The organism is Streptomyces sp. NPDC001515, from assembly GCF_053597115.1.
Genome location: NZ_JBSFHN010000043.1, coordinates 1 through 17,745, shown reverse-complemented (window position 1 = coordinate 17,745; position 17,745 = coordinate 1). Strand labels below are relative to the sequence as shown.

Annotated in this window: 13 protein-coding genes and 1 riboswitch; of the genes, 11 read left to right on the top strand and 2 right to left on the bottom strand. The window is 71.9% G+C overall.

The features are described 5' to 3' along the window. Window positions 1-116: 116 nt before the first annotated feature. Window positions 117-2,345, top strand: a complete 2,229-nt coding sequence (katG, locus tag ACWCXC_RS32935; protein ID WP_450891402.1) for a catalase/peroxidase HPI — start codon at window positions 117-119, stop codon at window positions 2,343-2,345. A 335-nt stretch (window positions 2,346-2,680) separates the two neighbouring features. Continuing rightward, window positions 2,681-3,229, top strand: a complete 549-nt coding sequence (locus tag ACWCXC_RS32930; RefSeq protein WP_450891401.1) for an FABP family protein — start codon at window positions 2,681-2,683, stop codon at window positions 3,227-3,229. A 6-nt stretch (window positions 3,230-3,235) separates the two neighbouring features. On the opposite strand, the gene ACWCXC_RS32925 is transcribed toward ACWCXC_RS32930, so the two are convergent. After that, window positions 3,236-5,446, bottom strand: a complete 2,211-nt coding sequence (locus ACWCXC_RS32925) for a HelD family protein (RefSeq protein WP_450891400.1) — start codon at window positions 5,444-5,446, stop codon at window positions 3,236-3,238. 146 nt (window positions 5,447-5,592) lie between these two features. After that, window positions 5,593-6,408: an alpha/beta fold hydrolase gene (locus ACWCXC_RS32920; RefSeq protein WP_450891399.1), complete on the bottom strand. Its 816-nt coding sequence runs from the start codon at window positions 6,406-6,408 to the stop codon at window positions 5,593-5,595. Between the two features lie 188 nt (window positions 6,409-6,596). On the opposite strand from ACWCXC_RS32920, the gene ACWCXC_RS32915 reads away from it, so the two are divergent. From ACWCXC_RS32915 to ACWCXC_RS32875, 9 genes are all read left to right on the top strand, one after another. Next, a complete protein-coding gene (locus ACWCXC_RS32915; RefSeq protein WP_450685710.1) occupies window positions 6,597-7,070 on the top strand; it encodes a MarR family winged helix-turn-helix transcriptional regulator in 474 nt (157 codons plus the stop codon). A gap of 153 nt (window positions 7,071-7,223) precedes the next feature. Beyond that, window positions 7,224-7,628 (top strand): VOC family protein, encoded by a 405-nt coding sequence (locus ACWCXC_RS32910; protein ID WP_450685709.1) that lies wholly within the window; start codon window positions 7,224-7,226, stop codon window positions 7,626-7,628. A gap of 186 nt (window positions 7,629-7,814) precedes the next feature. Next, a complete protein-coding gene (locus tag ACWCXC_RS32905; protein WP_450685708.1) occupies window positions 7,815-8,597 on the top strand; it encodes an SGNH/GDSL hydrolase family protein in 783 nt (260 codons plus the stop codon). Between the two features lie 160 nt (window positions 8,598-8,757). Then, the gene (locus ACWCXC_RS32900) at window positions 8,758-9,276 is read left to right on the top strand and encodes a hypothetical protein (protein WP_450891420.1); all 519 of its coding nucleotides are present in this window, start codon (window positions 8,758-8,760) and stop codon (window positions 9,274-9,276) included. Beyond that, window positions 9,246-10,667, top strand: coding sequence for a hypothetical protein (locus ACWCXC_RS32895; RefSeq protein WP_450891419.1), 1,422 nt, complete (start codon window positions 9,246-9,248; stop codon window positions 10,665-10,667). Before ACWCXC_RS32900 ends, ACWCXC_RS32895 begins: the two co-directional genes overlap by 31 nt. Beyond that, window positions 10,664-12,109: a VWA domain-containing protein gene (locus ACWCXC_RS32890; protein WP_450891398.1), complete on the top strand. Its 1,446-nt coding sequence runs from the start codon at window positions 10,664-10,666 to the stop codon at window positions 12,107-12,109. Before ACWCXC_RS32895 ends, ACWCXC_RS32890 begins: the two co-directional genes overlap by 4 nt. A 12-nt stretch (window positions 12,110-12,121) precedes the next feature. After that, complete coding sequence (locus ACWCXC_RS32885) at window positions 12,122-13,234, top strand: ATP-binding protein (protein WP_450685706.1); 1,113 nt, start codon at window positions 12,122-12,124, stop codon at window positions 13,232-13,234. Then, a complete protein-coding gene (locus tag ACWCXC_RS32880; RefSeq protein ID WP_450685705.1) occupies window positions 13,231-16,047 on the top strand; it encodes a hypothetical protein in 2,817 nt (938 codons plus the stop codon). Before ACWCXC_RS32885 ends, ACWCXC_RS32880 begins: the two co-directional genes overlap by 4 nt. Before the next feature lie 532 nt (window positions 16,048-16,579). Then, window positions 16,580-16,764: riboswitch (cyclic di-AMP (ydaO/yuaA leader) on the top strand. Window positions 16,765-16,769: 5 nt separating this feature from the next. Continuing rightward, window positions 16,770-17,666 carry a transglycosylase SLT domain-containing protein gene (locus ACWCXC_RS32875; protein WP_450891397.1) on the top strand — a complete coding sequence of 299 codons (897 nt, stop codon included), beginning with the start codon at window positions 16,770-16,772 and terminating at the stop codon, window positions 17,664-17,666. The last annotated feature ends 79 nt before the right edge of the window (window positions 17,667-17,745 follow it).

The window sequence follows — 17,745 nt, the reverse complement described above, 5'->3', positions numbered from 1 at the left end:
CAGCGCGGAAGACTCCGCGAGGCCGGGGGAGGGGCTCACCGCCCGGATTCCGGCCCGGGGTCTCCACCGTCCGTAGCTCCTCAGCACCGTGATCCGCCCCGTCCGGAAGGATTTCCATGACTGAGAACCACGACGCGATCGTCGCCGATCCGAAGGCAGAGGAGGCCGGTGGCTGCCCGGTCGCGCACGGTCGCGCGCCCCACCCGACCCAGGGCGGCGGCAACCGCCAGTGGTGGCCGGAGCGGCTCAACCTGAAGATCCTCGCCAAGAACCCCGCCGTGGCCAATCCGCTCGGAGAGGACTTCGACTACGCCGAGGCGTTCAACTCCCTCGACCTCCCGGCGGTCAAGCGGGACATCGCCGAGGTCCTGACGACCTCGCAGGACTGGTGGCCCGCCGACTTCGGCAACTACGGCCCGTTCATGGTCCGGATGGCCTGGCACAGCGCCGGCACCTACCGCATCAGCGACGGCCGGGGCGGCGCCGGTGCCGGACAGCAGCGCTTCGCCCCGCTCAACAGCTGGCCGGACAACGCCAGCTTGGACAAGGCGCGCCGCCTGCTCTGGCCGGTCAAGAAGAAGTACGGAAAGAGCCTGTCCTGGGCCGACCTCCTCATCCTGACCGGCAACGTCGCCCTGGAGACGATGGGCTTCAAGACCTTCGGCTTCGGCGGCGGACGCGCCGACGTGTGGGAGCCCGACGAGGACGTCTACTGGGGCCCCGAGACCACCTGGCTGGGCGACGAGCGCTACACCGGCGACCGCGAGCTGGAGAACCCCCTCGGCGCCGTCCAGATGGGCCTCATCTACGTCAACCCCGAGGGCCCCAACGGCACCCCGGACCCGATCGCCGCCGCCCGCGACATCCGCGAGACCTTCCGCCGCATGGCGATGAACGACGAGGAGACCGTCGCGCTCATCGCCGGCGGCCACACCTTCGGCAAGACCCACGGAGCCGGACCCGCCGACGCGGTCGGCGCCGACCCCGAGGGCGCTCCGATGGAGCAGATGGGCCTCGGCTGGAAGAGCTCGCACGGAAGCGGAGTGGGCCCCGACGCCATCACCAGTGGTCTGGAGGGCATCTGGACGAACACCCCGACGACCTGGGACAACAGCTTCTTCGACATCCTCTTCGGCTATGAGTGGGAGCTGTTCAAGAGCCCCGCGGGCGCCCACCAGTGGCGGCCGAAGAACGGTGCCGGGGCCGGCACGGTCCCCGACGCGTTCGACCCGGCGAAGACCCACGCCCCGACGATGCTCACGACCGACCTCTCGCTCCGTTTCGACCCGGCCTACGAGCAGATCTCGCGGCGCTTCCACGAGAACCCGGAGCAGTTCGCCGACGCCTTCGCCCGCGCCTGGTTCAAGCTGACCCACCGCGACATGGGCCCGGTCGTGCGCTACCTCGGTCCGGAGGTCCCGAGCGAGGTGCTGATCTGGCAGGACCCGCTGCCCGCCCGCACGTACGACCTCATCGACGCGACGGACATCGCCTCCCTCAAGGAGCGGGTCCTCGCCTCCGGTCTGTCGGTGGCCGACCTGGTCTCCACGGCCTGGGCGTCCGCCTCCTCCTTCCGGGGCAGCGACAAGCGCGGCGGCGCCAACGGAGCCCGCATCCGCCTGGAACCGCAGTCCGGCTGGGAGGTCAACGAGCCGGAGCGCCTCGCCCCGGTCCTGCGCACCCTCGAAGGCATCCAGGAAGCCTTCAACTCCGGCCGCACCGACGGCAAGCAGGTCTCCTTCGCCGACCTCGTCGTCATCGCCGGCGCCGCGGGCGTCGAGAAGGCCGCCAAGGACGCCGGGCACACCATCGAGGTGCCGGTCACCCCGGGCCGCGTCGACGCCACGCAGGACCAGACCGACGTGGAGTCCTTCGTCGAACTGGAGCCGTCCGCCGACGGGTTCCGCAACTACCTCGGCAAGGGCAACCGGCTCCCCGCCGAATACCTGCTGCTCGACCGGGCCAACCTGCTCAACCTCAGCGCCCCCGAACTGACCGTCCTCGTCGGTGGTCTGCGCGTCCTCGGCGCCACCTACCAGCAGTCCTCGCAGGGCGTTCTCACCGAGACCCCCGGTCTCCTGACGAACGACTTCTTCGTCAACCTGCTCGACCTGGGCACGACCTGGTCGGCGACCTCGGACGACGCGAGCACCTTCGAGGGCCGCGACGCCACGGGCGCGGTCAAGTGGACCGGCAGCCGCGCCGACCTGGTCTTCGGCTCCAACTCCGAGCTGCGCGCGGTCGCCGAGGTCTACGCCTCGGACGACGCCGAGGAGAAGTTCGTCAAGGACTTCGTCGCCGCCTGGGACAAGGTGATGAACCTGGACCGCTTCGACCTGGCCTGAGCACCCCGCCCCGGAGGGCCGGCTCCCGCGAGGGAGCCGGCCCTCCGTCCGTCCGGGCGATACCCGCCGTGCGAGCGTCACGTGCCGTACGAGTGGTACGTGCCGTGGGGGCCCCGCACGGGGGCGCGGCGGTCCGGCGGCGGTGACACGGCGCCCGCCGTCACGCCCCTGTCCGCCCTCCGGCGTTGCGGCGCGAGGGCGACCACAGGGCCTCAGGGCCTGTCCGACCATTCCCGTCCGCCGGGCGGACGACGGGGACGGTCGGACAGGCCCTAGGCTGCGAACGAACCGTCACCGGACCTCGACGGCCCCCACCCGATCCAGGAGCGCTCACCATGCCCGGCCCCGCCCCGATGTTCCCCTACCCCGACGCCCACGGGCCGGACGAGACCCCCGCGCCGCACCCCGCGCTGGCCCCCGTCGCCGGACTGCTGGGAACCTGGACCGGACACGGCAGCGGCGGCTATCCGACCCTCGCCGAGGACTTCCGCTACGCCCAGGTGGTCACCTTCAGCCACGACGGCCGGCCGTTCCTGCACTACGAGGCGCGCGCCTGGATCCTGGACGCCGAGGGGCAGCCGCTGCGGCCCGCCGCCCGGGAGAGCGGCTGGTGGCGCATGCGGCCGGAGGGCGATGTGGAGGCCCTGATCACCCAGCCCACGGGCATCGCCGAGCTGATGACGGGCCGCGCGGCGGACGGCACCGTCGACCTCGCCACCCACCAGGTCGCGCTCAGCCCCACCGCCAAGGACGTCGAGGCCACCCGCCGCCGCTACACCGTGACCGACGACGGAACGCTGGACTTCGTCCACGACCTCGCGGCCATGGGCCGTCCGCTCCAGCACCACCTCTCGGCGCGGCTGCACCGCGCCACCCACGGCTGAGCGCGCTCAGCGCAGCGCCTGCGGCAACTCCTCCCGGTACACCACCCCCAGGCGCTGCGTGGCCCGGGTCAGCGCCACGTACAGATCGTTCGCCCCGAACAACGCGGGCTCCACGACCAGCACATGGTCGAATTCGAGCCCCTTGGCCTGCCGCGGACCGAGCAGCACCACCGGACGGGTCAGGTCGGGCTCCGCACCGGCCGTCACCCCGTCGAGCCGGGCCGCGATCTCGGCGTGGAGCGCCGGCGGCGCGATCACACCGAGACGCCCCTCGGCCGGCGTCAGCTCCGCGACCGCGCGGGCCACACCTCCCGCGAGGTCCTGGCCGGTCTCCCGCAGCCACGGTGCCTCGCCCGTGGACCGCACCGAGGCGGGCGGTTCGAAGGACGGGTCCTGGGCGCGCCGCACCCGCGCCGCCAGCTCCATGATCTCGGCGGGCGTACGGTAGTTGACCTTGAGCGAGACATGCTCGAAGCGGTCGCCCACGTACGGCTCCAGGATCTCCTTCCACGCCCCGACCCCCGCTTCCTCCGAGGTCTGCGCGGGGTCGCCGACCAGGGTCATGGAACGGCTCGGCGCGCGCCGCATCAGCAGCCGCCAGGCCATCGGGGACAGCTCCTGCGCCTCGTCGACGATGATGTGCCCGAACGCCCAGGTGCGGTCGGCCGCGGCGCGCTCGGCCGCGCTGCGGTGGTCGGCCTCCTCCTGCCGCTCCGCCATCCGCTCGGCGTCGATGATGTCGTGGGCGGCCAGCAGCTCGGACTCCTCGTCCTCGAACTCGAAGGACTCCGAACCCCGCGACAGCTCCAGCACCCCCTGCGCGTAGGCGATGCGCTCCTGCCGCTCGGCCTCGGCGGCGGCGCGCTCGGCACTGTCGTCGACACCCAGAAGCTCCGCCACCTCGTCCAGCAGCGGCACATCGGCCGGGGTCCAGCCACCCTCGCCCGGTGCGCGCCGGATCGCGTCGGCGTCCGCGTCCGGGACGAACAGGGGGTCGGCCAGATAGCCGGCCAGGAACCCCTGAGGGGTGAGCGGCGGCCACAGCGCATCGATGGCCTCGTGCACCGCCTCGCTGACCGCGACCGCCTTGCCGAGCTGGGCGATGTCGTCCGGACCGAGGAAGTTGGGGCCGCCGTACGGGTCCGCCCCGATGCGCTCGGTCAGCTGCTCGGTCAGCGCGTCGATGATGCGGAACGCGAAGTGCGGACGGGCCAGGTTGTGGGGAAGGCGGGTGTCCCGGGCGGCCTGCCGGGCCTCGTAGGCGATCTCCCAGTCGAGGATCAGATCGCCGTCGTCGTGGGCCACGATCAGGGGCGCGCCCGGCTCGGGCAGGGTCTGCCGGTCGCGCACGGCCAGGGCCAGCGCCTCCGCCATCGCCGCCCCGCCCTTCACGGCGGCGGCCCGGGGCGTGTCCGTGCCCTCGGCCCGCACCCCCGGGAACAGCTCGGCCTGCGTGGCGAGCAGCACCCCGGTCTCGCCCAGGGCGGGCAGCACCTCGCCGATGTAGCTGAGGAACGCGGGGTTGGGGCCGACGATCAGTACGGCCCGCTTGGCCAGCAGTTCTCGGTGTTCGTAGAGAAGGAAGGCCGCCCGGTGCAGGGCCACCGCCGTCTTTCCGGTGCCGGGGCCGCCCTCGACGACCATGACCCCCTGGTGCGGCGCGCGGATGATGCGGTCCTGCTCGGCCTGGATGGTCCGCACGATGTCGCCCATGCGGCCGGTGCGCGCGGAGTTCACGGCGGCGAGCAGTACCGCGTCCCCGCTGGGGTCCTCGAACCCGGTGCGCCGGGTGTCGGCGACATCCAGGATCTCGTCGTGGAGTTCGGTGACGGTGCGCCCCTCGGTGGTCAGATGCCGGCGTCTGCGCAGACCCATCGGAGTGTGGCCGGTGGCGAGGTAGAAAGGCCGGGCCACCGGTGCCCGCCAGTCGATGAGCAGCGGAGTGTGCGCGTCGTCGTCCTCGCGAATTCCGATACGGCCGATATGGTGCGCGGCGCCGTCGGTGAGATCGATCCGGCCGAAGCAGAGAGAACCGTCCACCGCGTTCAGCGCGGCCAGCAGCCCCGACCGCTCGGCGAGCTGCACATCGCGTTCCAGTCGGGCCTGGAGCCCGTTCCCGACCGGCGTCAGGGCGTCCTCCACCTGCTGCGCGGCGGCGCCGCGCAGCACGTCGACCCGGTCGTAGAGCCGGTCGATGAATTGCTGTTCCTTCTGCAATTCGGCACTTTCCCGAGTTGACAAAACTACTCCCTGACAGATATGGTGTTTCTTGTCAGGCCCCCTTGAGGGGCCTTTTTCTGTGGGCACACAGAAACACTCAATATACGCCCCGAAAACCCGGGTCCGCAATTGCCGCCGACGGTTCACACGTCGGCCAGAACCTCCTGGAGTCGGGCCGCGTAGGCGCGCGGATGCGTGGTGTTCCCGTTGTGTCCGCCGGGGAAGGGCACGGGGTCGTGGCCGAGCAGCTCCCCGAGGTGCCGGGCGCACTGCCCGACGAAGACCGAGGGGGCCGTGGTGCTTCCCCGCGCGGCGATGATCCGCACGGGCGAGCCGCGCAGAGCGTCCGCGGCGAGTTCGGCGCCGATGACGGCCGTGAAGTCCTGACCGATGAAGAAGTCGAAGTTCGCCAGCCGCCGCGGTGTGAGGGGCATGGGGGTGAGATTCGGCTCGGTGTCCTGGTGTGCCGGATCGATGCCGAGCACCGCGGCTATCGCCGGGAAGGCCGCCTTCAATCCGCCTTCGCGGTAGACGGTCTGCAGACGCGTCAGCTCGGCCACGTGCTGTGCGCGCCGTCGCGGGGGCAGCAGGGACGGGGTGACGGGGTCGTGCGCCACGAGCGCGCGGAGCTGCCCGGGGTGGCGGGCCGCGAGGTGCAGTCCGATGGCGGCGCCCATGCTGCAGCCGAGCATCAGCGCGGGCTCGTCGGTCAGCTCACCGAGGAGCCGGTGCACGTCGTCGGTGTGCTGTTCCATGGTCACGCCCCGCTCGGGACGGACGAGCGGGCTGCGGGAGAGGCCGCGGCGGTCGTACGTGACCACGCGGTAGCGGTCCACGAGGCGGTCCACCAGATCCGTGCTGCGGTCGGCGTCGCCCTCACCGCTCTGGGAGATGAGCAGCAGCGGGCCGGAGCCCCGGACCTCGTAGTGGAGCGTGGCGCCGTCGGTGGGGAGCAGCATGAGTGCCTCCGGGCAGGGGTGGGGACGGGGAGCGGCGGGTGCCGTTCCGTGCTCCGTAATCTAGTCCATCTATTTCGATACATCAAGAGTGATGCATCATTATCGATGCGTCGATCCGCGCGTTCGACGGTGGGGATGTATCGGTTCGGATGCATCGGGAGTGATGGAAGCTGGGTAGCATGCGGGCCATGACGTCCTCCGAGATGACCCCCGTCGAGTTGTTCCTCCTCGGGCGGACCCTGATGAAGATCGGGGAGGAGTCCCTTCCCGGGCCGGCCGCGGGCGCCGACGCGCACCGCACCGGCACCCGTGCCTCGCTCGTCGTGCTCAGTGATCTGCTGGGCCATCCGGACACGTCCGTGAGTGCGATCGCGCGGCGCACGGGGCTGCCGCAGAGTCAGGTGTCGGGGGCCGTGGCCCGGTTGAAGGAGGCGGGCTCCGTCGAGACCGCACCCGATCCCGCCGACGGCAGGCGGCAGTTGATCCGCAGGGCCCCCGAGGTGTCCGAGCGGGTGGCGGAGGTGCGGCGGTCCCGGATCGACGACGCGCTCGGCCGCGCCCTCGGCACGGACGACGCCGAGCGGTTGCGCGAGGTCGCCGACGCGCTCGATGTGCTCGCCCGGTATCTGACGCCGGAGGCCGTGGGGCGTCTGCGGCCCTGACCTCCGCGAGCGCGCGCGGGCGGGGCGCCGGAAGAATAAGGTCTCGACAGGCGTCGCGCGGGCCTCGTATGATCTTCGGACGACATCGCGTGTCGGTCACCGACTGGGTGAGGCATGGAGGTGTCCGGGAGATGCCCTCGGAGGCATTCCACCGTGTCTGTAGAGTTCAATCACACCATCGTTCACGCCCGGTCCAACCGGGATTCCGCCGAATTCCTGGCGCACCTGCTCGATCTGGAGATCGGTCAGGAATGGGGACCCTTCATTCCGGTCTCGCTCACCAACGGCGTCACGCTCGACTTCGCCACCATTCCGGCCGCGTCCATCACCCCGCAGCACTACTGCTTCCTGATCGACGACGCCGCGTTCGACGCGGCGTTCCGACGCATCGAGGACGCGGGAGTCGCGTACTACGCGGACCCGCATCTGAAGCAGCCCGGCGAGATCAATCACGAGCACGGCGGACGCGGGCTGTATTTCATGGATCCCGCCGGTCACGGCATGGAGATCATCACGCGGCCCTACGGCTTCGCGGAGACGGCGCCCGACGCGTCCTGACGTCCGACGCCCCACGCCCCGAGCGGGGGTGAGTCCGTCCTTTCCTGATGTCCGGTCAGCCATGCCCGGACCCGGTTCGCCACCGGGTCCGGGCGGTTTCCGTACCCCGCTGTGTCCTCTCACCTAGTCAAGGAGTTGAATACTCACATCCTTGGGTGTGATGCGGCGGGACAGGAAGGCGGCCCGATGCCGAACGGCACGTATCTGCGGTATGTCGCCCTGGGCGACAGTCAGACCGAAGGGCTCGGCGACGGCGACGACACCGTCGGGCTCCGTGGCTGGGCCGACCGCCTCGCCGAACACCTCGCTGCCGCCGGGCCGGGCGTGCGGTACGCCAACCTCGCGGTACGGGGCAAGACCGCCGCCCAGGTCCGCGCCGAACAACTGGAACCCGCGCTGGCGCTCCGCCCCGATCTGGCCACCGTCGTCGCCGGCGTCAACGACGTGCTCCGGCCGCGGTTCGATGCCGTGGCGACGGCCGGGCACCTGGAGGAGATGTTTGCCGCGCTCACGGCAGCCGGTGCGCGCGTGGTGACGCTGACCTTTCCCGATGTGGCCGAGATCGCACCCCTCGCCCGGCCCGTCAGGAACCGGGTGAGGGAGCTGAACACCGGCATCCGGGAGGCGGCTGCCCGGTACGGGGTCGCGATCGCGGAGACCGGCCTCGCCGACGTCGCCACCGACCCGCGCCTGTGGAGCGCGGACCGGCTGCACGCCGCACCGCTCGGTCACGCGCGGATCGCCGCTGCCGTCGCCGAGGCCGTCGGCCTGCCCGGCAGCGACGCCAGTTGGACGACGCCGCTCCCGCCGCTCGCCCGCCGCACCGGATGGCAGACCGCGACCGCCGAGCTGCGCTGGGCGGCGGGGTTCCTCGGCCCCTGGCTCGGGCGCCGGATCCGGGGGCGTTCGTCCGGCGAGGGGCGCACCGCCAAACGGCCTCAACTCCGGCCCGTGACCGTCGAGTTCTGACGGCGGACCAGTCCGTCGGGATGTCCGGGCGCGCCGGCGGCGCCCCGCGTTCCGCACCCTCCAGGAACCTCTCCATCCGTTCTGCTCCGGCCCCGTTGTCAGTGGTCGCACGTAGGTTCAGTGGTGTCCCGCCGATCCGGCGTGGACACCCCCTCGGTGCATAGGAGATGGCGCGTTGTCGGACTGGGAGAGGTCGAGCACGGCACGGGTGGCGGCGCCCGCGCGGCCACGGAAACTGTCCAAGGTCCCGTTCGTGGAGCTGGCCGACGGGCGGTTGCAGGGCGTGGTGTCGAGCGGCTCGGACATCGGACGCGTCTACGTCTCGTCGGTAGCGGCCGGCACCTACGTCTTCGCGTGCAGCACCAACAACAACCGGCCCTGCGGCGGTGCTCGGGGCTCGTTCTGCAATCACATCCGGGCCCTCGTCAGCGAGGCCGTGCTCCAGTACGGAGCGGCGCGCGTCGCCCGTTATCTGAAGGCCGAGGACGGGAACGGGGAACCGACCGCGCACGGTGTCGCGGCGCACATGAGCGCCGCCCGGCCCGCCCAGGGCGACAGCAAGGACGCGGCACCCGTCTTCAGTAGGTTCCTGCGCCACCTCGCCTATCTGGAACTGGCCCCGAGCACCGACCCGTTGCCGGAGATGCACTGGTTCCCGCCGACCCGGGCGGTGGCCTGATGCGTACGGATCTCCTGCTCGCACCCGTCCCCGGACTCGACGAGGCGATGGAGGCCGTCGACGGCTTCGACGACGCGCTCGTCTCCGGGGTGCTCCGCCCCCGCCCGGACCAGACCGCCCGACTCACCGCGTTCGCCGGGGCCCTCGCCGGCACCCCGCTCGCCACGTCGGCCGCCGAGGCCGCCGCCCGCACCGCGGAGGGATCCTCGGGCGAGGACGACTACCTCGCCCTCGCGGGAGCCCGCACCGCCCTGCTCGGCTCGGTCCACGACGCGCTGACCGAGCGCATCGCGGAAGCGACGGGACGGGGACGCGCGCAGTCCACGCCCCCGTCCGTGGCCGGGACGCCCCCGCCGGCCCCTCTGCTCCTCGCCGCCCGTTCCTGGCTGGCCGACCTGGCCCGGGCCGGATGGACGGGCCTCGACCACGACACGATCGCCGCCTCGGCCCCGGTCGTCTCCGCGATGCTCCCCGACCCCTCGCTGCGCCGACTCGCGACCCTGCTCGACGGCTTCGCCGCCGAACTCGCCGCCTCGGGCCCGGGAACGGCGGTCGACCGGGTGCCCGCCCGTCGCTGGGCGGACCTCTGGGCCCGCGCGATGCTGCTGACCGTGCCCGGCGCGGCCACCACCCCCGCGACGGAGACGGCGACCGGGCGGCTGCTGCCCCTCGGCGTCGACCTGCACGAACACCCCACGGCCGTCCAGGCCCAGGTCCACGCCGTGCTCGAACCGGCCGACGGTTCCGCGCCCCGGCTGGTCCGCGCCGGGGCGTCCGCCCCGAAGCCGGACACGGTCGTCGGCGCCGGGCTCTGGCAACTGCTCCGCCCGCGCATGTCCCTGCTGGCGGCCCTCGGTGACGGCCTGTCGATGGACCTCGACGCCATGCCCGTCACCGCCGAGGGCGATCTGATCTGGAGCGACGCGCAGGCCCGCACCGGACAGCCCGCCGACCCGTTCGCCACCGCCAGGGTCGTGCTGCCCACCGCCACCGACGCGTACACCGCGCCGCTGGACCGCCACCCGGTGCGCATCGCCGTCCCCGTGTTCCTGGAGGGATACACCGCGCACCAGGAGGACGGTGCCCTCGCCTTCACGGTCGCGGGGCAGCCGCTGGCCGTCGACACCGACCGCGTCCCGGCCGCCGGTCCGCTCACGCCCGAGGCCGTCGCCGCGTCCGGCGCCTGCATCGCCCTGCTCCGCTGGGACGCGGGTGCCTACCTCCTCCAGCCACTGGCCGTCGAGGCCACCGTGCGGAAGAAGGCCGTCGTGCTGCACGGCGGCGCCTGGGCCGGCGGGACGACGGACAAGGCCGGTGTCAAGGCGGAGAAGGCCGCCACCGACGCCGTCGCGGTCCTCCGCGAGCGCGCGGGAAGGCTGCTGCGGAAATGACCGATCCCCGCACCGCCGCCCCCGTCGCCGCCACCCCCGTACTCCCGGCACAGACCGCCGGAACCGCACCGGCCACCCCCTTCGACCCGGCGCTCGCCCCGCGCACCCCCGAGGCCGACCCGCACGAGAACCGCCGCCAGGTGCTGTACTGGCGGCTGCTCGCCCGGCTCTTCGACCCCGAGGAGCAGGCCGGCCTGGAGTCCGCCGGTCTCGACATCCTCGAGGACCTCGGACTGCCCGCCGCCCTGCTGGACCCGCAGGCATCCGTCGACTCCGTCGTGCAGCGCCATCCGGAGCTGGCCGGCGAGTTCGACGGCCTGATGACCCCGGACCCCGAGGACACCCGCGACCGGGCCGCCGAGGTGCGCCGCGCCGCACTCGTCTCCAAGGTCCTCCTCAACGTCTTCTCCACCGGCTCCGGCGCGGTCTCGGCCGAACAACTGGCCCGCTGGCAGTCGGACGCGGGCTGGCTGGAGCGCGCCCTCGGCCATGAACCCGGCGATCTGCGCGGCGGCCGGACCGGGGGCAGCGGACGGACCGGCGCGGCACCGGGCACGGGCCCCGAACTCGGCTCCCTGGAAGCCGGCCTGGTCCGCCGCATGCGGCTGCGCGAAGTGCTCGGCGATCCCGTGCTCGCCGCTCGGCTGACCCCCAGCATGTCGCTCGTCGAGCAGTTGCTGCGCGACAAGAGCAACCTCTCCGGCATCGCCCTGGCCAATGCCAAAGCCCTGATCCGCCGCTTCGTCGACGAGGTCGCCGAGGTCCTGCGGACCCAGGTAGCGAAGTCCACGGTGGGCGAGCTGGACCGCTCCGTGCCGCCCAAGCGGGTGTTCCGCAACCTCGACCTCGACCGCACCATCTGGAAGAACCTGACCAACTGGAGCCCGGAGGAGGAGCGGCTCTACGTCGACCGCCTCTACTACCGGCACACCGTCCGCAGAACGACACCCCAGCGGCTGATCGTCGTGGTGGACCAGTCCGGCTCCATGGTCGACTCGATGGTCAACTGCACCATCCTCGCCTCCGTCTTCGCCGGACTGCCCAAGGTGGACGTCCACCTGATCGCGTACGACACCCAGGCGCTCGACCTGACCCCCTGGGTGCACGACCCCTTCGAGACCCTGCTGCGCACGCAACTCGGCGGGGGCAACGACGGGCCCGTCGCCATGGCGATGGCCCGTCCGAAGATCACGGACCCGCAGGACACGGTGATGGTCTGGATCTCCGACTTCTACGAATTCGACCGCTCCCAGCCGCTCTTCGAGGGCATCGAGGCCGTGCACCGCTCGGGCGTGAAGTTCATTCCGGTCGGATCCGTCACCAGCTCCGGCCGTCAGCAGGTCAACCCCTGGTTCCGCGAGCGGTTCAAGGCGCTCGGCACCCCGGTCGTCTCCGGACACATCAGCAAGCTCGTCCACGAGCTCAAGACCTTCCTCGCCTAGAAAGGCCCCTCCATGTCCGACCTGTTGCGCGCCCCCGCCGAGATCAAGTACGCCGAGGAGCTGGCCTGGCTCGAATCCGTCGACCACCACCCCAAGCCGTTCTCCTGGCGGCTCTCCCCGAAGATGGTCCGCCTGTTCATCCTGGGCTCCGAGCGCTCCGACGGCCTGGACCGGGAGATCACCCAGAAGTGGTACGGCGACCGCAGCTTCGTCGAGCGCTCCATCGTCACCCTGGCCTCCGACCGGGGACTGCTGCTCATCGGTGACCCCGGCACGGGCAAGAGCTGGCTGGCCGAGCTGCTCTCGGCCGCCATCTGCCGCAACTCCACCCTGGTGGTGCAGGGCACGGCCGGCACCACCGAGGACCACATCAAGTACTCGTGGAACGTCTCCATGGTCATCGCCAAGGGACAGTCCCGCGAGTCCATGATCCCCTCACCGATCATGACGGCGATGGAGACCGGGGCGATCGGACGCTTCGAGGAGCTGACCCGCTCCACCAGCGACGTCCAGGACGCGCTGATCTCGATCCTCTCCGAGAAGTACATCTCTGTCCCCGAACTGGACAGCGACAACATCGTCTTCGCCAAGCCCGGTTTCTCCGTCATCGCCACCGCCAACAGCCGCGACCGGGGCGTCAACGACCTCTCGTCCGCGCTCAAGCGCCGCTTCAACTTCGTACGGATCCCGGTCGTCACCAACAAGAAGAGCGAGGCGGAGATCGTCCGTTTCCGCACCGAGGAACTGCTGCGCCGGCACAGCATCGAGCTGGACGTGCCGCCCACGCTCCTGGACGTCCTGCTGCGGAGCTTCGCCGATCTGCGGGCCTCGGCCGCGGCGGCCGCGAGCGACGACGAGAAGCTGGAGTCCTCCCTCTCCACCGCCGAGCAGATCGGCGTCCTGGAGGACGCGATCCTGCACGGCGACTTCTTCGGCGAACGCGATCTCACCGCCCGCACCCTCGCCTCCTCGCTCGTCGGCTCGCTGGCCCGGCGCGACCCCGAGGACCTGGCCATCCTCAACAAGTACCTGCACGGGGTGGTCGAGCCGCGCAGCAAGGAGGAGGGCGGCTCCTGGCCCGAGTTCCTGGAGGGCGGCCGCGACGCGATCGCCACGCTCTCGTGACCGGCCCCGACCGGCCCGGTTTCGAGGCGCTGCGCACCCAGTTGCAGGGGGCCGCCGCCACCTTCGCGGACGGGCCCGACGCCCTGGAGAGCATCCTCCTCGGCATCGTCGACGACGTGGACCGCGCCGTGCGCGAGCCGCTGGAGATCTTCCCGGTCTGCCACCACTCGCCCGCCTCCGCGCTCGCCATGGCCCGCCGGCTGCGCGAGAAACAGCCCAAGGTGATCTACCTGGAGCTGTGCGAGGACATGGCACCGCTCCTGCCCGAACTGCGCAACTGCACCCTGCCCGTGGCCGTCCAGGCGTTCGCGGCCGAGATCGACGGTTTCCCCGCCGACTGGGCACCGCTGTCGGTGGTCGCCCCCCTGACGGAGGCATCCGCCGAGTACCAGGCCATCGCCTACGCGCTGGACACCCCCGGCGTCGAGCTGGTCCTGGTCGACCGCTCCTCGGACCACGTCTACCAGTGGGACGCGCCGGGCGAGCACACCGGCGACACCACCCCGCCCTCCGACGAGCCCCCGGCGGCCGGGGCGGGGGAGGCCACGGCCGAGGAGGCGGCGCTGCACGGCGACGCCGTCGGCGTGGAGATCGGCGATCTGCGCCCCCGTTTCGCCGAACTGGAGGAGCACCTGCTGCGCCACGGCAAGGTGCGGCACTGGTCGGAGTGGTGGCACCAGTACGTGGAGCTGCCGCTCGGCGACGGCGACGATGACACCTACCGCCAGGTCATGCTGCTGATCGGCAGTCTGTTCCGGCACCTGGCCCCCGGCGACCCGCACCGGGTGCGCGTCGACGAGGACCGCGAACGCCACATGTGGAAGCGGATGCGGGACCACCTGGCGGCGACCGGGACCGACCCCGCCGACTGCCTCTACGTCTGCGGCGCCTTCCACGCGGCCAGCCGCGTCCCGGAGTTCGGCCTCCACGGCACCGACACCTTCGAGATCGGCCCGCGCACCGCCACCACCTGGCAGCACGGCCTGATCCCGTCCAGCCACGCGGCCATCGAGAGGCAGTTCGGCCTCGCCCCCGGCTCCGTGTCGATCGCCGCGTCCCTCTGGGCGAAGAACGTCAAGCGCACCCGGGTGAAGCCCTACCGCCTCGCCGGCCAGGCGGGCGCGAAGTCCGCGAGGGCCGCGAAGGCGACCGCCCTCCCGGCCCCGGAACCGGAGGCGCCCGCCACCGACCGGCTCTCCGGCTTCCTCGCCCAGGCACCCGTCCCGGACCGGCTGGACGAGGCCGAACTCCTCGGCTGGTGCGTGGAGATCGTGCGCGCCGCCCGGCGCAACGGCTATCTCGCCTCCACGGCCGACGCCATCGCGGTGTTCGAGACGTCGATCCTGCTGGCCGGGATGCGCGACCGGGCCCGGCCGACGCCGTACGACTTCCAGGACGCGGCCGTCACCTGCATCGAGAAGGACACCGTGCCCGGCCGGCGCGATGTGCGCCGCCTCGTGGAGATCATGATGGGCGGCGACCGGATCGGCCGGGTCGGCTACGACGCCCTGCCGCCGCTCGCCCGCGACGTCCACGACCGGCTGGCCGTCCTCGGACTCCGCCTCGAACAGCGCGGGGTGCGCCGGGCGCTCCTGGACCTCGCCTCCCGGCCGGAGCTGGAGCCGTGCTCCGACGTCCTGTGGATGCTGCGCCGGCTGATGCCGCCGGCCGCCGTCCGGCCCATCATGGGCGAAAGGAGCCTGGGGGAGCGCTCGATCCAGGAGTCCTGGGACCTCGCCCTCGGCACCCATCAGCGGGCGCTGATCGAGCTGGGCTACGAGGGCGTCAGCATCGAGCAGGTCCTGGAACAGCGGCTGCGCCGCACCGCGTACGCGCCACAGGCCACGACGGCCACCGTCCTGGAGGCCGTCGAGGACGCGATGCTGTACCTGCGCAGCCGGCGGCTCGCCGACGAGCTGGGCACCCGTGCCCTGGAGGTGCTGGCCGCCGAGCGCACGGTCGACGGGGCACCGGACGTCCTGCGCCGGATCCGCCGGCTGCTGGCCCACTACCGGACCAACGAGCCCGCCCTGCCCGCGTGGATCGAAGCCTTCGTCAAGACCGGCTACGCGCACTACTGCACCCTGCTGCCCACCGCGTGCGCCGACGAGGACGCCACCGTGGGACAGGTCGCGGCCATGCTCGGCTTCCTGTTCAGCATGGAGAACCTGGCGCTCTCGCTGGGCTGCGACCGGGCCCAGCTCCGTCTGGCGCTGGCCCAGTCGCACCCGAAGGACCCGGCGAGAACGGCCCTGCTGTGGGCGGCGCAGGTCCAGCTCGGCCACCTCTCCCGCACCGAGCTGCGGGCCCGGCTCGCCGAGCTGCTGGACAACCCCCTGGTCGTGCCGGCCTACCCGCGCTACCTGAGCGGTCTGGTCCACGCCCTGGATCCGGTGCCCGCGCTCGGCGACCTCGTCGTGGAGGCGGTGTCCCAGGCATTCGGCCGGCTGCCCGACCCCGTGCTCCTGCCCTGGCTCCCGACCCTGATCACCACCCTCCGGGCGGGCGGCGCCGACCTCGCCCCGCTCCTCATCCGCGAAGCCGGACGCACCTTCCCGGGCCGGCTGGCGGAGCTGGACGGCTGGATACCGCCGTGGCGCGCCCAGCCGGAGACCGCGCCGCCGCCCGGCGCGGCGGGAGCGGCGACCGGTTCCGTCCTGCTCCGGGCCCACCGGGAGACGTGCGGCGCGGTCGCGGCGCTGCTCGGCTGCGACGAGCCCTGGGGAGTCGCCGGTGCCGCACCGGCCGGCGCGGCACTCATCGGCCGCTACCCGGACACCGCCTCGGCCGTGGGGGCGCTGCTGGCGGGCTGAGCGCCGGGGAACGGGGCCGGGGGAGGGGAGAGGGAGGGGCCGGGGCGGTCCGGCGGGCGTGCGACCGACCACGGCTGGAACCGCCTCGCCGGCCCCGGTCCCACCAGCCCGGACCGGGGCCTGCCGGGGCGGCGCACCCCGGGGTGCCCGGAAGCACGCGAGCGATGAGCCCGAATCGCGCCGAACGTCACGATCCCCCGCCGAACACCCCGATCACCCTCTGATGGCCCCGATGGCCCCGATCACCCCCCCGATCCCCCCGATGGTCAATCGGTGCGCTCCGGGTCCGTGTTCGCCGCTTCGCGCGCTCGATCGAGTGCTCAAATCGCCCATATCGGACCGAGTGGGCAGCGTCACGTTTGCCGGCCCGGACGCAAGATCGTCGCGTCCGGTTCCCTGGCGCGCCAAGAAAATTGACCTCGGTTCATGTGGCCCGTGACACATATTTCCGTTCATTGATCTTGGAATTCGATAATGATCAGGAATTCCGGGCTTGTTCGGTTCGGACTTTCTCGCCTACGGTCTCGGTCCACCGGATGGAACGCCGAATCCTGCCGCCGTCCGGGAACCCGACCACATACGTACGGCAGGAGCGGGGGACCCAGGTTTGCCGCCGGTCCGGGAATTCCGGAGCGGCTAGGGGTGAAGTCGCCTTGTGCGACCGGACATCTCCAGTCCGAACCCGACAGCTCACCTCGCAGGCGACGGAGAGGAACAGCGCCATGCCCATCGTGGGTAAGCACCGTCGTGCCCAGTCCACCGCCCTGACCCGCGGCTTCATCGCCGTGAGCACGGGTGGAGTCGTTCTCGCACTGCCCCTGATCGCTGCCGGATCGGCCTCCGCCGCCCCCGCCAAGACCGTCGTCGCCGAAAAGGCCGCGGCCCCGACCTCCTTCGCCGGCAAGGTAATTGCCGAGCGCGAGGCCACGCCCACGACCTATTCCGTGGTCTCCGGCGATTCGCTTTACAAGATCGCTCAGGGACATTCCCTCAGCGGTGGCTGGGAGCGTCTGTACAAGGACAACCGGAGTGCCGTCGGCGCCAACCCCGACCTCATCCACCCCGGTCTGAAGCTCGTCATCGGCGCCACCTCCCAGGCCGTCGCTCCGAAGGCCGCGACCGGCGCCGAATTCAAGGTCGAGAAGGCCGAGAAGCCGGTGGAGAAGAAGGCCGAGGCCACGGCCGACCGCGTCGAGAGCACCGACCGCGCCGACCGCTCCGAGCGCCCGACGGCCGCGCCCGTCGCCGAGGAGACCACCGAGGCCGTGCCCGTCGCGGAGAAGACCGCCACCGCGTACACCGACGACCTCGACGGCTGGATCAAGGAATCGCTCGCCGTCATGGCCGAGCACGGCATCCCCGGCAGCTACGACGGCATCTACCGCAACATCATGCGGGAGTCCACGGGCAACCCCCAGGCCATCAACAACTGGGACTCCAACGCCGTCGCCGGTACCCCGTCCAAGGGCCTGCTCCAGGTGATCCAGCCCACCTTCGACGCGTACCACGTGCCCGGCACCTCGCTGGACATCTACGACCCGGTCGCCAACATCACCGCCGCATGCAACTACGCCGCCGCGACCTACGGCTCGATCGACAACGTCTTCGGCGCCTACTGAGCCACCGGGACACACGTCACCCGCCCGCACAGCCGGGCATGACCAGGGGTGGGCGGGAGCGGGACCCCGGCCAGGCACC